Genomic DNA, 15234 nt, shown 5'->3' with positions numbered 1-15234 from the left:
GCACTTATTGATATACATCAACCACGACGCCATATACCTATTAAGAGGTATATGGTTGATTTGAAATAATTTTTTCTGGTGCGGATAACCCGCTGATTATTCGGGCTTGCGGCGGGTCACCTGAATCGTGTTAGTTTTAAAACACAAAACCGGAAAAGGAGTCGGCAATGATGTCACCTAAGTGGATCAATAACGTGCGTTTACCCTGGCGGGATGGGTTATGGCAGATCGCCATCGCCGATGGCAAAATTGCCCGGCTCTCAGCCCAGCCGCAGCACGCTTCACCGGCGGATGAATCGCTGGACGGCGAGGGTGGCTTAGCCTGCGCGCCTTTTATTGAGCCGCATATTCATCTGGATACCACCCAGACCGCTGGCGAACCCGCGTGGAACCAGTCCGGGACGCTGTTTGAAGGCATTGAGCGCTGGGCTGAACGCAAAGCCATGCTCAGTCATGAAGATGTTAAGCGGCGGGCGATGCAGACGCTGAAGTGGCAGATTGCCAACGGCATTCAGTTTGTCCGTACTCATGTTGACGTTTCTGACCCATCACTGACGGCGCTTAAAGCGATGCTGGAGCTAAAGGCGGAGATGGCGCCGTGGATCACTATCCAGATTGTTGCTTTTCCCCAGGAGGGTATTCTCTCTTATCCCAACGGTGAAGCGTTGCTGGAGGAGGCATTGCGGCTGGGCGCGGATGTGGTCGGCGCGATCCCGCATTACGAATTCACCCGTGAATATGGTGTTGAGTCGCTGCATAAAACCTTTGCGCTGGCTAACCGCTACGATCGGTTGATCGATGTTCACTGCGATGAGATCGATGATGAACAGTCGCGCTTTGTGGAAACCGTGGCGGCGCTGGCGCATCGCGATGGCAACGGCGCGCGCGTGACGGCCAGTCATACCACCGCGATGCACTCTTACAATGGCGCGTATACCTCACGACTGTTTCGACTGCTTAAGCTGTCGGGCATTAATTTTGTCGCGAATCCGCTGGTCAATATTCACCTGCAGGGCCGCTTTGATACCTACCCTAAGCGGCGCGGCATTACGCGGGTGAAAGAGATGCTGGAGGCGGAGATTAACGTCTGTTTCGGCCACGACGATGTGTTCGATCCCTGGTATCCGCTGGGCACCGCCAGCATGCTACAGGTGCTGCATATGGGCTTACACGTCTGTCAGTTGATGGGCTATGAGCAGATTGATGCGGGTCTGGATCTGATTACGCATAACAGCGCGAAGACGCTGCAGCTGTCAGGCTATGGCATTCAGACCGGCAACGATGCCAGCCTGATTATTCTGCCGGCAGAGAGTGGTTTTGATGCAGTAAGAAGACAGGTTCCGGTGCGCTACTCGCTGCGTCGCGGCACTGTGGTGGCAGAGACAAAGCCCGCAGAAAGCGAGATTTACTGGCGGGAGCGGGAGCGGATAGACTTCCGGCGTTAAACAGCAGGGCGGCGATCAATCGCCGCCCTGAATGATTAATGCGTAACGTGACCGTGCGAGCGATGTTTAGTGACCAGCCCCAGCAGGACACACATCACAAACACCACCGCGTAGAGGCCGTTGGCGGTGGCCAGCGCCGTGTGCACGCCGCTCTTCTCAACAATCGGCGCGGTCACCACGAAGGTCAGCATGGTGCCGACGGTGCCGCAGGTCAGAATAAAGTTCACCAGTTTCGGTGACGCTACTTTGGTCTGCAGCGAGCCGAGCGTGATGATGGTGGTGTAAATTGCGCTGGAGCTGAAGCCCAACACCATAATGATCCACTTCAGCATGCTGGCATCGCTGCTGCTGACGAACCAGTACATCAGTACGGTAGCCAGTCCCGCCAGTACCATCAGAATGCGTTGCAGATCGAAGAAGCGCAGCAGGAAGCTGAAGGCCCACATACCCACCATATACGCGGTCCAGAAGCTGCCCACCAGTTGTCCGGCATCATTAATATTCATGCCCATGACTTTGGTGGCATATTCCGGCACCCAGGAGATAAAGCCAAGCTGGCCCAGAATGTAGCAGAGCGCCGCCACTGCCAGCAGCAGCACGCCCACACCCCATTTTTCTTTCTCAACTGTCGGGCTGTTTTCGGGCTTACGCAGCACCGGGAACTCGACAAACAGCGTCATGATGAAGATCGCGACGTAGATAAAGCCGATGCAGACGTAGACCCAGTACCACGGCAGCTGACGCGCCAGCAGAATCCCCGCCAGCACCGGAAACAGCGTGCCCGCCATGCTGAAGAAGGAGTCGGTAAACAGCAGGCGCGAACCGCGCTGGCGGCCTTCATACATATGGGTGATCAGGAAGGTGCCGATCGACATAGTAATGCCGCTGACCACGCCCAGCACAAACATACAGAGCGAGAAGACGGTCAGATCGCGGCTGGTCATCAACCCGATTATCGCCAGTACCATCAGGACGAAGCCGAAAATCAGCTGACGCTTCAGTGGCACAATCACCATCAGCCAGGCGTTCAGGAAAACCGCCGCCAGGATGCCGCTGTTGAGGAAGGTGAAGGTATTACTCATGCTGGAGATGGGGATCTGGAAATCTTTTGCGATATCGCCCATTACCATGCCGGTAACAATCACCAGCGCGCCGGTAAGCGCGTAGGAGAAGAAGCTTATCCAGGTGAGGCCAATACGATTACGGTTTGTCATGTTCTGAACCTGTTGAGAACCGGGTGCCAAAAAGTGTCAGAAAGTGTAAACGGAACCGTGATCTTAATAAACAACCAGTGAAACCAGAGATCCATATTTCATGTGTTGTGTGATTTTAATCACGTAATTGCCGGGGTTTAACGTTTGCTCCCCCCATTTGCTGCCACAGCGTAAATATAGGTAAAACGCTGGCTCCTGGAATAGAGTCTCTTTACAATCAATCACGTTTTTGTGCCCGCTCTCCCAGGTAAGGAATCTTTCATGTTTAAACGTACTTTAACAGCGGCCATCACCCTGTTAGCGCTCTCTTCCGTTTCCGCCCAGGCGCTGGCTGCAAAAGGTGACACCCACGTTCTGCTCACCACCTCCGCCGGCAATATCGAACTCGAACTGAATAACCAGAAAGCGCCGGTTTCTGTGAAAAACTTCGTTGATTACGTCAACAACGGTTTTTACAACAACACCATTTTTCACCGCGTGATCCCGGGCTTTATGGTGCAGGGTGGGGGCTTCACTACGGACATGCAGCAGAAGCAGACCAACGCGCCGATCAAGAATGAAGCGGATAACGGCCTGCGTAACCTGCGTGGCACGATTTCCATGGCGCGTACCGCCGATAAAGACAGTGCGACCAGCCAGTTCTTCCTCAACGTCGCGGATAATGCATTCCTCGATCACGGACAGCGCGATTTTGGCTATGCCGTATTTGGTAAGATTGTGAAAGGTCAGGATGTGGTTGAAAAAATTTCTCAGGTACCGACCAAAGATGTGGGTCCTTACCAGAATGTTCCATCCAAACCGGTAGTTATCCTCTCCGCCAAAGTCCTGCCTTAAGTCCGTTCGTCGCCATCTGCGGATGGCGACCGCCTGCCGCATCCGGCAAAGCCAGAATTTGCTCTTATACTTAGGGCAAAAACCTGAGCAGGAGGCGGCATGGCGAACAAACTCACCGAAAAACAGAAGGTCACCCTGTGGCGACAGCGGCGTAGCGCCAGCTATCAGGCCAGCTGTCGGCTGGAAGGCTTCTCGCCAAATGAAACCAGCGTAAACAGCGATGATGCGGCCGCACGTCTGGCGTCACTGAGGAGGCAATATGGACTCTAATACCGCCGTCAGCCAGGATCCCTACCTGTGGCAGCATGACAATGTGCTGAAAAACCTGCCCGATATTCACGATGCCGCGCAGCTGCGTAAGGCGGAGCTGAGTTTTAGTGCGGCGCGTGCCGCCACGCTGGAGCTGGGCCCCCGTAATCCTGGACTGCCTTACCTGTGCCAGATCCACCGTACGCTGTTTCAGGACGTCTACAGCTGGGCTGGTGAACTGCGCACTATCGATATCTGGCGCGATGAGACGCCGTTCTGTCATTTCGAATATATCGAAAAGGAAGGTAACGCCCTGATGGCCGCGCTGGAGGAGGAGAAGGGCCTTGCTGACCTGCCACGTGACGCGTTTATTGAGCGTGTTGCCCACTACTACTGCGAAATCAATATGTTGCATCCTTTCCGCCACGGCAACGGTCGGGCGCAGCGGATTTTCTTTGAACAGCTGGCGCTGCATGCCGGTTATCTGCTCTCCTGGGAAGAGACTGACGCTGAAAGCTGGAAAGCGGCGAATCAGGCCGGTGTGGCCGGAGACCTGACTCTGCTGGAGCAGGTATTTGCGAAAGTGGTGAGCGAGGCGGCTTAACCGCGTAGAATAGCGGCGCGGGTAATTATTCTGGACTGGCCATGCTGCTGCTTATCGACAATTACGACTCCTTTACCTGGAATCTTTATCAATATTTCTGCGAGCTGGGCGCGCAGGTTCAGGTGGTGCGCAATGATGCCATCACGCTGGAGCAGATGGCGGCGTTACCGCTGACTCATCTGGTGATCTCCCCTGGTCCCTGCACGCCGTCGGAGTCAGGCATTTCGCTGGCGGCGATCCGGCATTTCGCCGGTCAGCTGCCGGTGCTGGGCGTCTGTCTGGGCCATCAGGCAATTGCGCAGGCGTATGGCGCGCAGGTCGTGCGCGCGCGTCAGGTGATGCACGGCAAAACCTCTGCGATTCAGCACACTGGCCAGGGCGTGTTCCGCACTCTGAATAATCCACTGACCGTGACCCGCTACCATTCGCTGATTGTACAGCGCGACTCCCTGCCAGATGCCTTCGAGGTGACTGCCTGGACGGTGCGTGACGGCGAGCCTGACGAAATTATGGGATTCCGCCATAAAACCCTGGCGCTGGAAGGCGTGCAGTTCCATCCCGAAAGCATTCTCAGCGAGCAGGGACATCAGCTGCTGCGCAATTTCCTTGAGCAATAAGTTGCCTTTGAGTGATTTTTTATGCATATTTTGTGATTATTATTTCAAAGTTGCACATCAATCATTTAAATGGGGTCATCAATGGCAGCGGAAAAAATTGCGGTCACGCGGGAGACGTTCGATAACGTTATTTTGCCTGTTTATGCACCTGCGCAGTTCGTGCCGGTAAAAGGCAAGGGCAGTCGTGTATGGGATCAGCAGGGCAAAGAGTATATCGATTTCTCAGGTGGTATCGCCGTCACCGCACTTGGACACTGCCATCCTGCGCTGGTGGAGACGCTGAAAAGTCAGGGCGAGACGCTGTGGCACACCAGCAACGTCTTCACCAACGAACCGGCGCTGCGTCTTGCCAGTAAGTTAATTCAGGCGACCTTTGCCGAGCGGGTCTTCTTCGCTAACTCCGGGGCCGAAGCCAACGAGGCCGCCTTTAAGCTGGCGCGCTACTACGCCTGCAAACGTCACAGCCCGTTCAAAAGTAAGATTATCGCCTTTCATAACGCCTTTCATGGCCGGACGTTGTTTACCGTCACGGTCGGCGGACAGCCAAAATATTCTGATGGGTTCGGGCCTAAACCGGCGGATATCGTCCATGTGCCGTTCAATGATCTGAACGCAGTGAAAGCGGTGATTGACGATCACACCTGCGCCATTGTGGTTGAACCGATTCAGGGGGAGGGTGGCGTCGTGCCCGCAACGCAGGAATTTATGCAGGGACTGCGTGAGCTTTGCGATCAGCATCAGGCGCTGCTGGTGCTGGATGAAGTGCAGAGCGGCATGGGGCGCAGCGGCAAGCTGTTCGCCTATGAGCATTATGGCATCCAGCCCGATATTCTGACCTCAGCCAAAGCGCTGGGCGGCGGTTTCCCGGTCAGCGCCATGCTGACCACTAACGAGATCGCCTCGACCATGGCGCCGGGCGTGCATGGCACCACCTATGGCGGCAATCCACTCGCCTGCGCCATCGCCGAAACCGCGCTAGATATTATCAATACGCCGGAGGTGCTGGCAGGCGTTGAGACACGTCGTCAGCACTTTGTCACGGCGCTGCAGGCCATCGATGCGAAGTATGATCTCTTCAGCGATATTCGCGGCAAGGGTCTGCTGATTGGCGCGGCGCTGAAACCGCAGCATGCCGGTAAAGCACGCGATATCCTGAATGCCGCGGCCGCAGAAGGCGTGATGGTGCTGGTTGCCGGCACCGACGTGATGCGTTTTGCCCCGTCACTGATCATTGAGCCTGCCGATATCGAAGAGGGCATGAGCCGCTTCGCCACGGCCGTCGGCAACGTGCTCAACGGCTAGCTTAGTTTTTACGTAAGCGTCTGATCAGCCAGCGGCCATGTTGCGGCCGCTGGTTCCACGCCAGCGATGAAATGGTGTACATCACGCTCAGATGATCGAGAATGCGCCGCACATGCTGCTCCACCACCGTGATCGGTCCCTCACTGATGTTCTCCAGCTCATCCAGCAGGTTAACCTGTGAGCTTTCACCATCATATTCCAGCCGCTGCTGACACCGCTGCAGCGCGATTTCACAGGATTGCAGGTAACGCTCAGCCAGCGAGGCAGTGAGCATGGTGTGCTCCCGCGCCAGAATCGTCATGGCGTTGATATGCTCGACGATAAACTGACTGTGCGTGACCCAGAGCCGCATATCACTCAGATAGCGGGAGTTGAACGCGGGTTCCTGCATCGCCTGATTCAGTGAGTTAAACAGCGCATTGTGTGCCTGATTGACCTTCACGCGCTGATAAGCCAGTTTCTCTGGTGACTGTTCGTCACCCAGCAACAGCCGTAGCGCATCCTGATAGGTTTCCAGTGCGTCATGGGCGTTCTGCCGCAGTAAGCCGCTCTGCCACTGCGGCCACAGCCACAGCATCCCGCCAAAGGCGATCAGACAACCCATCAGCGTATCCATGAGACGCGGCAGCAGAAACTGCGCGCCATTCAGCGACAGCAATTGCAGCGAGTAAACCGCCGTGACCGTAAAGCCAATCATCGACCAGCCATAGAACTGGCGGGTAAAGCGATAGCTGATAAAAGTAATTGCCAGCATGATCAGCAGCACCAGCGACTCCGGCACCGCCATGCGCAGCGTGGCGGCCGCGATCACCAGACCGGCAAAAGTGCCCAGCGCCCGGTGCTGAATGCGGACACGGGTAGCGCTGTAGCCGTTCTGGCTGACGAACATGATGGTCATCAGGATCCAGTAGGGTTTGGGGATGTTGAAGAACAGCGCCAGCGCGCTGCCCAGCATCAGCATCACCGCAAAGCGGCCGGCAGTGCGCAGGGCCGATGAGCGAAACGAGAGATAACTGCGCAGCGCCGGTAACAGCGGCAGACGGCGCTGGCGGTCAGCCATCAGATCGCGCTGATAAAGGGGTTTCTGGGTGCGCAGAACCCGCGCAATACGGTTGAAGTGGTAAAGGCAGAAGTTACCCACCGGATTGTCGGGATGCTGATGGGCGATTTTCTCCAGCGCGCCGAGCTGTTTATCCATCGCAAAGCGATCGGGTAGCTGGTGATAGAGAATGTTATCCGCCAGCACCCGCAACCGGGCCGAGATGGTTTTGGCATTCCAGCGGATCACCGCTTCGGCGTGGCTCTGTTCGACCAGCTTCTGCACCTCTTCCGGCCGATGCAGGCTGACCGAGATATGTTCCTGCAGATCCAGCGCCACCTGAAAGGCGCGCGTCAGCCGTTTATGGCTGTGATCGCGGCTTGCCGACAGCATATGCATCTGCTGATAACAGGTGTTAATCAGATCGACCACTTTCTGCTGACGAGCCAGCAGCGGCGGCAGCGCCTTTTCCGGATCGGTCAGCTGCGTCAGCAGGGTATATTTTGCGTCGCAGTAGTTAGCCAGCTCGCGGTAGATCAGGCTCAGGCTTTCGCGCATCGGCTGCTCTTTCCACAGCCAGAACCAGAACCAGTTAAACAGCCCGTACCACAGCGTGCCGCCGATATAGAGCAGCGGGGGAACATAGATTGGCATGCGGCCAATCAGGCTCAGGGTAAAGATGGCGGCAATCAGGGTGCCGGGCAGCAGACGGCCATGCAGCGGGCTGATCTCCCCGGTAACGCCGAGCAATAAGGGCATAGCAAACAGGATCAGCGGCAGCGGAATAGCATGGAGGGTGAGCCACTGCATCAGAAAGCTGCCGAGGGCAAACAGGCTGCCGCCAACAATCAGGCGTTTGAAGAAGCGTTTATGCGGGGTATCCAGACCGGCGATGTTGCAGCAGGCGGGCACTAATGAGAACAGCAGACCTTTTTGCAGGTCGCCAGCCAGCCAGCCCAGCGCCACCGGCAGACAGAGCACCAGCGTTTGCCGCAAGGCGTAGTTAACTTCAGGATGGTAAATAATTCGACGCCACATCGGCCCAACACAAACAATAACGGCGTGATGTTGCCATCACGCCGTGGGTGACAGGAATTAGCGGGTGCCGTAAACGACGATGGTTTTGCCGTGTGCGGAGATCAGGTTCTGATCTTCCAGCATCTTCAAAATACGGCCCACGGTTTCACGTGAACAACCAACAATCTGGCCAATTTCCTGACGAGTGATTTTAATTTGCATGCCGTCGGGATGCGTCATGGCATCTGGCTGCTTCGCCAGGTTGAGCAGGGTCTGTGCAATGCGTCCGGTTACGTCGAGGAAAGCGAGGTTACCCACTTTTTCAGACGTCACCTGCAGGCGACGCGCCATCTGCGATGAGAGTCGCATCAGGATGTCAGGGTTAACCTGGATCAGCTGACGGAATTTCTTGTAAGAAATCTCCGCCACTTCGCACGCGCTTTTCGCACGTACCCAGGCGCTGCGCTCCTGGCCTTCTTCGAACAGGCCAAGTTCACCAATAAAATCGCCCTGATTCAGGTAGGAAAGAATCATCTCTTTGCCTTCTTCATCTTTAATCAGAACCGCAACGGAACCTTTCACGATGTAGTAAAGCGTTTCTGCTTTTTCACCTTGGTGAATCAGCGTACTTTTGGATGGATACTTGTGAATATGGCAATGGGACAGGAACCATTCGAGTGTAGGGTCTGTTTGCGGTTTGCCGAGAACCATTCGCTATTATCCTCTGTTGTAATCGTGCCCAAAATACAGGGGGCAGTTTTCCCTGTCAGGCGGTGAAAGCTTCAAGCGTTTCCATTTCAGGAAATTATTCGGGCCGCATCAGGCGCAGTGCGCATCATCCTTCCCGGCTTCGTCATCGGGTGACGAAAAATATTTTCAGCACTGTTTGTAGCACAGCTTTTGCCGACTGTCTTCTGTTGTCTCGCTTCAGCTACGGGCGGATTTCTCTGGATTGCTGTTTACCAGGCGAAAGCGTACTCTGGCGACAAAACAGTGTATTCCGGAGCAAAAATCATGCAGGCAAGAGTGAAATGGGTAGAAGGGCTGACATTCCTCGGAGAATCCTCATCCGGCCATCAGATACTGATGGATGGAAATTCGGGTGATAAAGCGCCCAGCCCAATGGAGATGGTGCTGATGGCGGCGGGCGGATGCAGCGCGATTGACGTGGTATCAATTCTGCAAAAAGGCCGAAACGATGTGGCTGATTGTGAAGTAAAACTGACCTCAGAACGTCGTGAAGAGGCGCCGCGAATCTTTACGCACATCAACCTGCATTTTATCGTGAGTGGTAAAGCCCTCCAGGATAAAGCGGTATCACGCGCCGTGGATCTTTCTGCTGAAAAATATTGCTCTGTGGCCATCATGCTGGGTAAAGGCGTCAACATTACCCATAGCTATGAAGTGATCGAACTTTAGTACTAGCAGGGATCTTTTAAGGTCGCGGGCAAAATCTGTCGTGCTCTGCTGTCAGACTGTGCCTGCGCTGGGAACCGGGTCAGATCGGAAAGTCGCTTAAGCCAATCCCTGGCCGCTCGGCCCGCGCCGTCCCTGGCGCGGGACGCTTTCCTCTTCTGACCCGGTTCCCAGCGTGTTGAACTTATCTATTGCTGCCAGATTCTTTCTGCCCAGGCGTTGTCTGTAGCGACCTTCCTGAAACCGGATGCGGTTGCCGGACGTGAAGCGAAGGGAGCATATACCTGTAGCAAAGCATCGCGGGCCAGGGATGGCCCGCGCTGAGCCTGCCAGGGATGGCGGTTTTGCGTCTTTGCGAAAGGTGTATGCTCCCTGAAGCCTGCTCAGCGGTAAGTCTTTAGCCGCAGGAAAGCCAGTTTTACCATCTTTATGAAAGACATCTGCTCTCAGAGCGGTTTTTGCTGGCCTCTTACTCTATTCGTTTGCCTTCCATCAGCCGCTTCACCAGCGGACCCATGATCAACTCCATCGCCAGACCCATTTTGCCGCCAGGCACCACCAGCGTATTGATGTGCGAGATAAACGAGCCCTGCAGCATCGCCAGCAGGTAGGGGAGGTCGATATCTTCCAGCGCCTGGAAGTGGATCACCACAAAGCTCTCATCCAGTGACGGAATAGCGCGGGCAGCGAACGGGTTTGAGGTATCGACCGTCGGGACGCGCTGAAAGTTGAGGTGAGTGCGTGAGAACTGTGGTGTGATGAAGTTGATGTAATCTTCCATCGAGCGCACTACCGAATCCATGACCGCTTCACGTGAATGGCCGCGCTCGCCGGTGTCGCGCACCAGCTTCTGTATCCACTCCAGATTCACAATCGGCACCACGCCAACCAGCAGATCAACCTGTTCTGCTACGTTGTGCTGCGCCGTCACCACGCCGCCGTGCAGCCCTTCGTAGAAGAGAATATCGGTGTTCTGCGGCAGCGGTTGCCACGGCGTAAAGGTGCCGGGCACCTGATTCCACGGCACCGCTTCATCGTAGGTATGCAGATATTTACGCGACTGGCCCTGTCCGCTCTGACCATACTCTTTAAAGCTCTGCTCCAGCAGGCCAAAGTCATTGGCTTCCGGGCCGAAATAGCTGACATGACGTCCTAAATCGCGCGCCTTACGAATCGCCATATCCATTTCAGGGCGGGTAAAGCGGTGAAAACTGTCACCTTCCAGCTCCGCCGCATGAAGATCGAGCTGCTGAAAGATTTTGCGAAACGCCACGCTGGTGGTGGTGGTTCCTGCACCGCTGGAACCAGTCACCGCGATAATGGGATGACGTGCAGACATAGAAAAGCTCCCTGTGAGGTCGGGCAATAGGCATTGTTAACACGAAATGCCGTTGGGTGCATCAGCCACGAAATTCTTTGCGCGGCATGATATTGACCGATTCGTGCAGTTCCGACCACACCAGTACCACTTCACCCGTTTCCAGCTGACGTCGCACATCGGCCACCTTGTCGATCAGGCTGCGTTCCTGCTCGCCATAGTCCGTGCCTTCGCGCAGCACAAAGGTTTCAATCAGATTTTCAAGGGTCTCAGGTGAGACCTGTTGCCAGGGAATAATCACGAGTTCAGTTATCCAGAAAAGGGGCTATCCACTGGGGGATACGCTGTTCCAGCCACATTTCAGGCTGGCGTAATGTCCCACCAACAAAACCTACATGGCCGCCGTGTGGTGTCAGTTGATAAGTAATAGTGGCAGATAATTGGCTGCTGTGCGGGATCACCTCATCACTCATAAAAGGATCATCTTTGGCGTGAATGATCAGCAGCGGTTTCTCTGCGTGCTTCAGCCAGGGCATGGCGCTGGCACGATGATAGTAATCGGCCGCATCCAGAAAACCGTGGGCGCGGGCGGTAATGGCATCATCAAAGTCGCGCAGTCGCCGTAGCGCTTTCAGCTGCGCCAGATTGACCGGCAGCGTATCCGGCCAGGCATGCAGTTTGCGGCGGGCATTTTTCTTGAGCTGAGCCAGCAAATAGTATTGATAGACGCGTGAGAAGCCGCGTTCCAGTTTTACGCTACAGGGCTCCAGCAGCAGCGGAGCGGAGACAATGACGCCCGCGTCTACCTCAGCGGCTGCGCCCTGCTGGCCCAGCAGGCAGCCCAGCATGTTACCGCCCAGCGAGAAACCGACCGCGGCGGTGGGTACGCGGCCCCAGCGGGTGCGCAGCCAGTGCAGAAAAAAGCGGGCATCTTCGGTTTCGCCAGAGTGATAGATACGGTTGAGCCGATTCGGTTCGCCGCTGCAGCCGCGAAAATGCATCACCACCGCCAGCCAGCCGCGCGCGCGGCAGATCGCCATCAGTCCATGAATATAGGGGCTATGAAAACTGCCCTCCAGCCCATGAAACAGCACCACGCGCGGTTTATGCTGCGCGAACTGCGGATCTTCACTCCAGGCGAGATCGACAAAGTCGCCATCCGGCAGGTCGAGACGTTGCCAGTGGGGATCGCCCGTGATACGACGACGTAGCAGGCGCGGCAGCAGGGTCTGCAGGTGCGCGTTACGCAGACTCTCAGGAGGCGTGAAGTGCTCGTTTTCCGGTCCGGTAAATTTCATGTGGTAAAAGCTTGTCTGTTCCATATCACACTGTTAGCTTCGATAAGTTTTTTCTTGCAGGGTAAGGAGTACCCGATTGCCATGGAACTGAGTCTTTTCTTATCAATGTTGGGATTTCTTTGGGTCGCGGCCATTACGCCCGGGCCTAATAATATGTTACTCACTGCCTCGGGCGCTAATTTTGGCTTTATGCGCACCATTCCGCTGATGATTGGCATCATGATCGGGATGCAGGTGATGCTGCTGATGGTGGCCTTTGGCGTCGGCGGGCTGATCCTGCTCTATCCTTCGCTGCACCTGGTGCTGAAAATCGCCGGTAGCCTCTATCTGCTCTGGCTGGCATGGAAAATCGCTACTGCCAGTTATGAGAAGCTGGAAACCGATCAGGCGCCGGATGCGCCGATGCCCTTCTGGCAGGGCGGCTTGTTGCAGTTGATCAATCCCAAGGCCTGGCTGATGGCGCTGGGCGCGGTCGCCAGCTTCAGCCTGGCCGGTGACGCGTATCGCCATTCAGTGATGGCGATAAGCATCGGCATGTTTCTGGTTAATCTGGTGTCGGGTGTTATCTGGATGGGATTTGGTGCGATGATCGGCCGCATTCTGCGCAGCCGTCGCGCCTGGAAAATCTTTAACCTCGCCATGGGGCTGCTGACCGCCGCCTGCGTGCTGTTAATCTGGCACTAAATTAGCTGGATGCGCGTTCAACGCGCGTCCACGGCAGCACCTCGCGGATGACTGGCGCATTAGCATTGCGGATCTTCTGCAGCAGCAATTGCACGCTACGCGCGCCCAGCTGGTTCATCGGCTGCTCGATGGTCGTCAGCGGTGGATTCAGGCTGCGGGTAAACGACACGCCATCAAACCCGACCACCGCCAGATCTTCCGGCACGCGCAGACCCGCTTCCAGCGCCGCATGCACCACGCCTACCGCCAGCACATCTGAAACCGCGAACACCGCATCCGGCGGTTCCGGCAGCGCCATCAACTCCCTTAGCCCCTGACTGCCCGCCTCACAGGAGATTTCGTAAGTGTAGGAGACGCCGGACCAGACATACCCCAGCTCCTCAATCGCCTGCCGGTAGCCCTTTTCACGATGATGCGAGTAAAGGTAACGCATGTCGCCATTGATCAGCCCGATGCGTTTACGCCCTTTACCGGCAAGGTAATGGACGGTGTCGCGCGCGGCTTCAAGGTGATCAATGCTGACCGAGGAGGCGGGGATATCCGGATCAAATTCGCAGCACTGCACCCAGGGCGCCCCGGCAATGAGGGCCTGCAAATCCTGTAAACCGGAGGCCGCATCCATCGTAATTACGCCATCCACCACTTTTCCGGTCAGCAGGGAGAGATAGGCGGCTTCACGCTGGAGCTGCGAGGCGGAGTTACAGAGCAGGATGTGATAGCCGTGCAGTTCCGCTTCGGCCTCGATGCCCTGAACCACGCGTGAACAGAAGGGATTGGTGATATCCGAGATCAGCACCAGCAGCATGTTGCTTTGCGACGTACGCAGCTGACGCGCCAGTAAGTTGGGCTGATAGTCGCAGGCAGAGATTGCCGCCAGAACTTTCTCACGCGTATCGGGCTTCACGCCGGGATGCGCGTTGAGAACCCGCGATACCGTGGCTTTGGAGACGCCAGCCAGCTGAGCGACTTTCTCGATCGACATCGGATTCAGAAACCTTAACAGGCAATAATTGGGAACGCATATGAATAGCACAGGGACAATGTGAGCGCCTGACATTTTTGCTTACTTTAGCTATTTTCAGCATTTGCGATTTTTGACTTAGTTTTGCAGATAGTGATCTAAGAACTTATTTCTATTAGGGATAATTTTTAATTCCTTTATGAAACTATAGCGCGCAGAGACACTGCCTCCACTATAAAAACGGTGGGGTAGTGATCATGGCAGCAACACGTTTAACTTTTTTAGCCGCAGCGCTGGCGCTGCTGGCGTTTCGGGCTGATGCGGTCAATGTCACCGTGGCTTACCAGACCTCGGCTGAGCCGGCGAAAGTGGCGCAGGCTGACAACAGCTTTGCTAAAGAAAGCGGGGCCAGCGTTGACTGGCGCAAGTTTGACAGCGGCGCCGGGGTATTACGTGCGATGGCGTCCGGTGACGTCCAGATTGGCAATATCGGTTCCAGCCCGTTAGCGGTCGCGGCGGCGCAGAAGCTGCCGATTGAAGCCTTTTTACTCGCCTCTCAGCTGGGCAACTCTGAAGCGCTGGTGGTGAAGAAGAACATCACTACGCCCAAAGATTTAATTGGCAAACGCATCGCGGTGCCGTTCATCTCTACCACCCACTACAGCCTGCTGGCTGCGCTGAAACACTGGGGCATCAAACCGTCACAGGTACAGCTGGTCAATCTGCAGCCGCCAGCGATTATTGCTGCCTGGCAGCGTGGCGACATTGATGGCGCTTACGTCTGGGCACCGGCGGTTAATGAGCTGGAAAAAGAGGGCAAGGTGTTAACCGACTCTGCGGAAGTGGGAAGCTGGGGATCGCCGACGCTGGATGTCTGGGTGGTACGCAAAGATTTTGCTCAGCAGCATCCGGAGATCGTGACTGCTTTTGCCCGCAGCGCGCTTGACGCGCAGCAGGCCTACCTGAACAGCCCCGACAGCTGGCTGAAGCAGTCCGATAACCTCAGCAAACTCTCTCGCCTTAGCGGTGTGCCGGAAGCACAGGTGCCCGGTCTGGTGAAGGGCAATACCTACCTCACGGCGCAGCAGCAGGTTGAGCAACTGGGCAAACCGGTCAATAAAGCGATCGTCGATACCGCGCAGTTTCTGAAAGCACAGGGCCGGGTGCCGCAGGCGGATAACGACTACAGCAGCTATGTGACCTCCCGTTTCGTCGAGCCATTAGTTAAACCTTAAG

Annotated in this window: 16 protein-coding genes; 9 read left to right on the top strand and 7 right to left on the bottom strand. The window is 55.8% G+C overall.

All coding sequences use genetic code 11. The features are described 5' to 3' along the window. Window positions 1–167 precede the first annotated feature (167 nt). On the top strand, window positions 168–1445 hold the full coding sequence (locus HFD94_RS16840) for a cytosine deaminase (RefSeq protein WP_029519456.1): 1278 nt from the start codon (window positions 168–170) through the stop codon (window positions 1443–1445). 35 nt (window positions 1446–1480) lie between these two features. On the opposite strand, the gene tsgA is transcribed toward HFD94_RS16840, so the two are convergent. Then, window positions 1481–2659: an MFS transporter TsgA gene (gene tsgA, locus HFD94_RS16835; RefSeq protein WP_010253099.1), complete on the bottom strand. Its 1179-nt coding sequence runs from the start codon at window positions 2657–2659 to the stop codon at window positions 1481–1483. 261 nt (window positions 2660–2920) lie between these two features. Here tsgA and ppiA point away from each other — a divergent pair, with 261 nt between their 5' ends. The 5 genes from ppiA to HFD94_RS16810 all read left to right on the top strand — a co-directional run bounded on the left by ppiA (window position 2921) and on the right by HFD94_RS16810 (window position 6265). Next, the gene (ppiA, locus tag HFD94_RS16830; RefSeq protein WP_003852970.1) at window positions 2921–3493 is read left to right on the top strand and encodes a peptidylprolyl isomerase A; all 573 of its coding nucleotides are present in this window, start codon (window positions 2921–2923) and stop codon (window positions 3491–3493) included. 99 nt (window positions 3494–3592) lie between these two features. Next, window positions 3593–3763 (top strand): YhfG family protein, encoded by a 171-nt coding sequence (locus HFD94_RS16825; protein WP_010253095.1) that lies wholly within the window; start codon window positions 3593–3595, stop codon window positions 3761–3763. Then, window positions 3753–4346 carry a putative adenosine monophosphate-protein transferase Fic gene (locus HFD94_RS16820; protein WP_122889871.1) on the top strand — a complete coding sequence of 198 codons (594 nt, stop codon included), beginning with the start codon at window positions 3753–3755 and terminating at the stop codon, window positions 4344–4346. Before HFD94_RS16825 ends, HFD94_RS16820 begins: the two co-directional genes overlap by 11 nt. Window positions 4347–4387: 41 nt before the next feature. Beyond that, window positions 4388–4963 (top strand): aminodeoxychorismate/anthranilate synthase component II, encoded by a 576-nt coding sequence (locus HFD94_RS16815; protein WP_033758980.1) that lies wholly within the window; start codon window positions 4388–4390, stop codon window positions 4961–4963. A gap of 81 nt (window positions 4964–5044) precedes the next feature. After that, window positions 5045–6265 carry an aspartate aminotransferase family protein gene (locus HFD94_RS16810; RefSeq protein ID WP_022624054.1) on the top strand — a complete coding sequence of 407 codons (1221 nt, stop codon included), beginning with the start codon at window positions 5045–5047 and terminating at the stop codon, window positions 6263–6265. A 1-nt stretch (window position 6266) separates the two neighbouring features. Here the strand turns inward: HFD94_RS16810 and HFD94_RS16805 are convergent, their stop codons facing one another. Further along, window positions 6267–8342 (bottom strand): YccS/YhfK family putative transporter, encoded by a 2076-nt coding sequence (locus tag HFD94_RS16805; RefSeq protein ID WP_010253083.1) that lies wholly within the window; start codon window positions 8340–8342, stop codon window positions 6267–6269. Window positions 8343–8399: 57 nt separating this feature from the next. Then, complete coding sequence (gene crp, locus HFD94_RS16800) at window positions 8400–9032, bottom strand: cAMP-activated global transcriptional regulator CRP (protein ID WP_003852956.1); 633 nt, start codon at window positions 9030–9032, stop codon at window positions 8400–8402. A 303-nt stretch (window positions 9033–9335) separates the two neighbouring features. On the opposite strand from crp, the gene HFD94_RS16795 reads away from it, so the two are divergent. Next, window positions 9336–9740, top strand: coding sequence for an OsmC family protein (locus HFD94_RS16795; RefSeq protein WP_010253071.1), 405 nt, complete (start codon window positions 9336–9338; stop codon window positions 9738–9740). Between the two features lie 466 nt (window positions 9741–10206). On the opposite strand, the gene HFD94_RS16790 is transcribed toward HFD94_RS16795, so the two are convergent. The 3 genes from HFD94_RS16790 to HFD94_RS16780 form a co-directional block, all read right to left on the bottom strand. Next, window positions 10207–11076, bottom strand: coding sequence for a phosphoribulokinase (locus HFD94_RS16790; protein ID WP_010253068.1), 870 nt, complete (start codon window positions 11074–11076; stop codon window positions 10207–10209). Window positions 11077–11137: 61 nt separating this feature from the next. Next, the gene (locus tag HFD94_RS16785) at window positions 11138–11356 is read right to left on the bottom strand and encodes a YheU family protein (protein WP_010253066.1); all 219 of its coding nucleotides are present in this window, start codon (window positions 11354–11356) and stop codon (window positions 11138–11140) included. Between the two features lie 4 nt (window positions 11357–11360). Beyond that, window positions 11361–12377 (bottom strand): hydrolase, encoded by a 1017-nt coding sequence (locus HFD94_RS16780; protein WP_031593717.1) that lies wholly within the window; start codon window positions 12375–12377, stop codon window positions 11361–11363. 57 nt (window positions 12378–12434) lie between these two features. On the opposite strand from HFD94_RS16780, the gene HFD94_RS16775 reads away from it, so the two are divergent. Then, complete coding sequence (locus HFD94_RS16775; protein WP_010671578.1) at window positions 12435–13037, top strand: LysE family translocator; 603 nt, start codon at window positions 12435–12437, stop codon at window positions 13035–13037. 1 nt (window position 13038) lies between these two features. Here HFD94_RS16775 and HFD94_RS16770 read toward each other — a convergent pair whose 3' ends face one another. Beyond that, window positions 13039–14019, bottom strand: a complete 981-nt coding sequence (locus HFD94_RS16770; protein WP_122889873.1) for a LacI family DNA-binding transcriptional regulator — start codon at window positions 14017–14019, stop codon at window positions 13039–13041. 236 nt (window positions 14020–14255) lie between these two features. On the opposite strand from HFD94_RS16770, the gene tauA reads away from it, so the two are divergent. Then, window positions 14256–15233 (top strand): taurine ABC transporter substrate-binding protein, encoded by a 978-nt coding sequence (gene tauA, locus HFD94_RS16765; RefSeq protein ID WP_010253052.1) that lies wholly within the window; start codon window positions 14256–14258, stop codon window positions 15231–15233. Window position 15234 lies beyond the last annotated feature (1 nt).

This window comes from Pantoea sp. EKM20T, assembly GCF_011800485.1.
Classification (GTDB): domain Bacteria; phylum Pseudomonadota; class Gammaproteobacteria; order Enterobacterales; family Enterobacteriaceae; genus Pantoea; species Pantoea agglomerans.
Note: the sequence above shows the minus strand (reverse complement) of the source record. Positions and strands in the feature narration are given on the sequence as shown.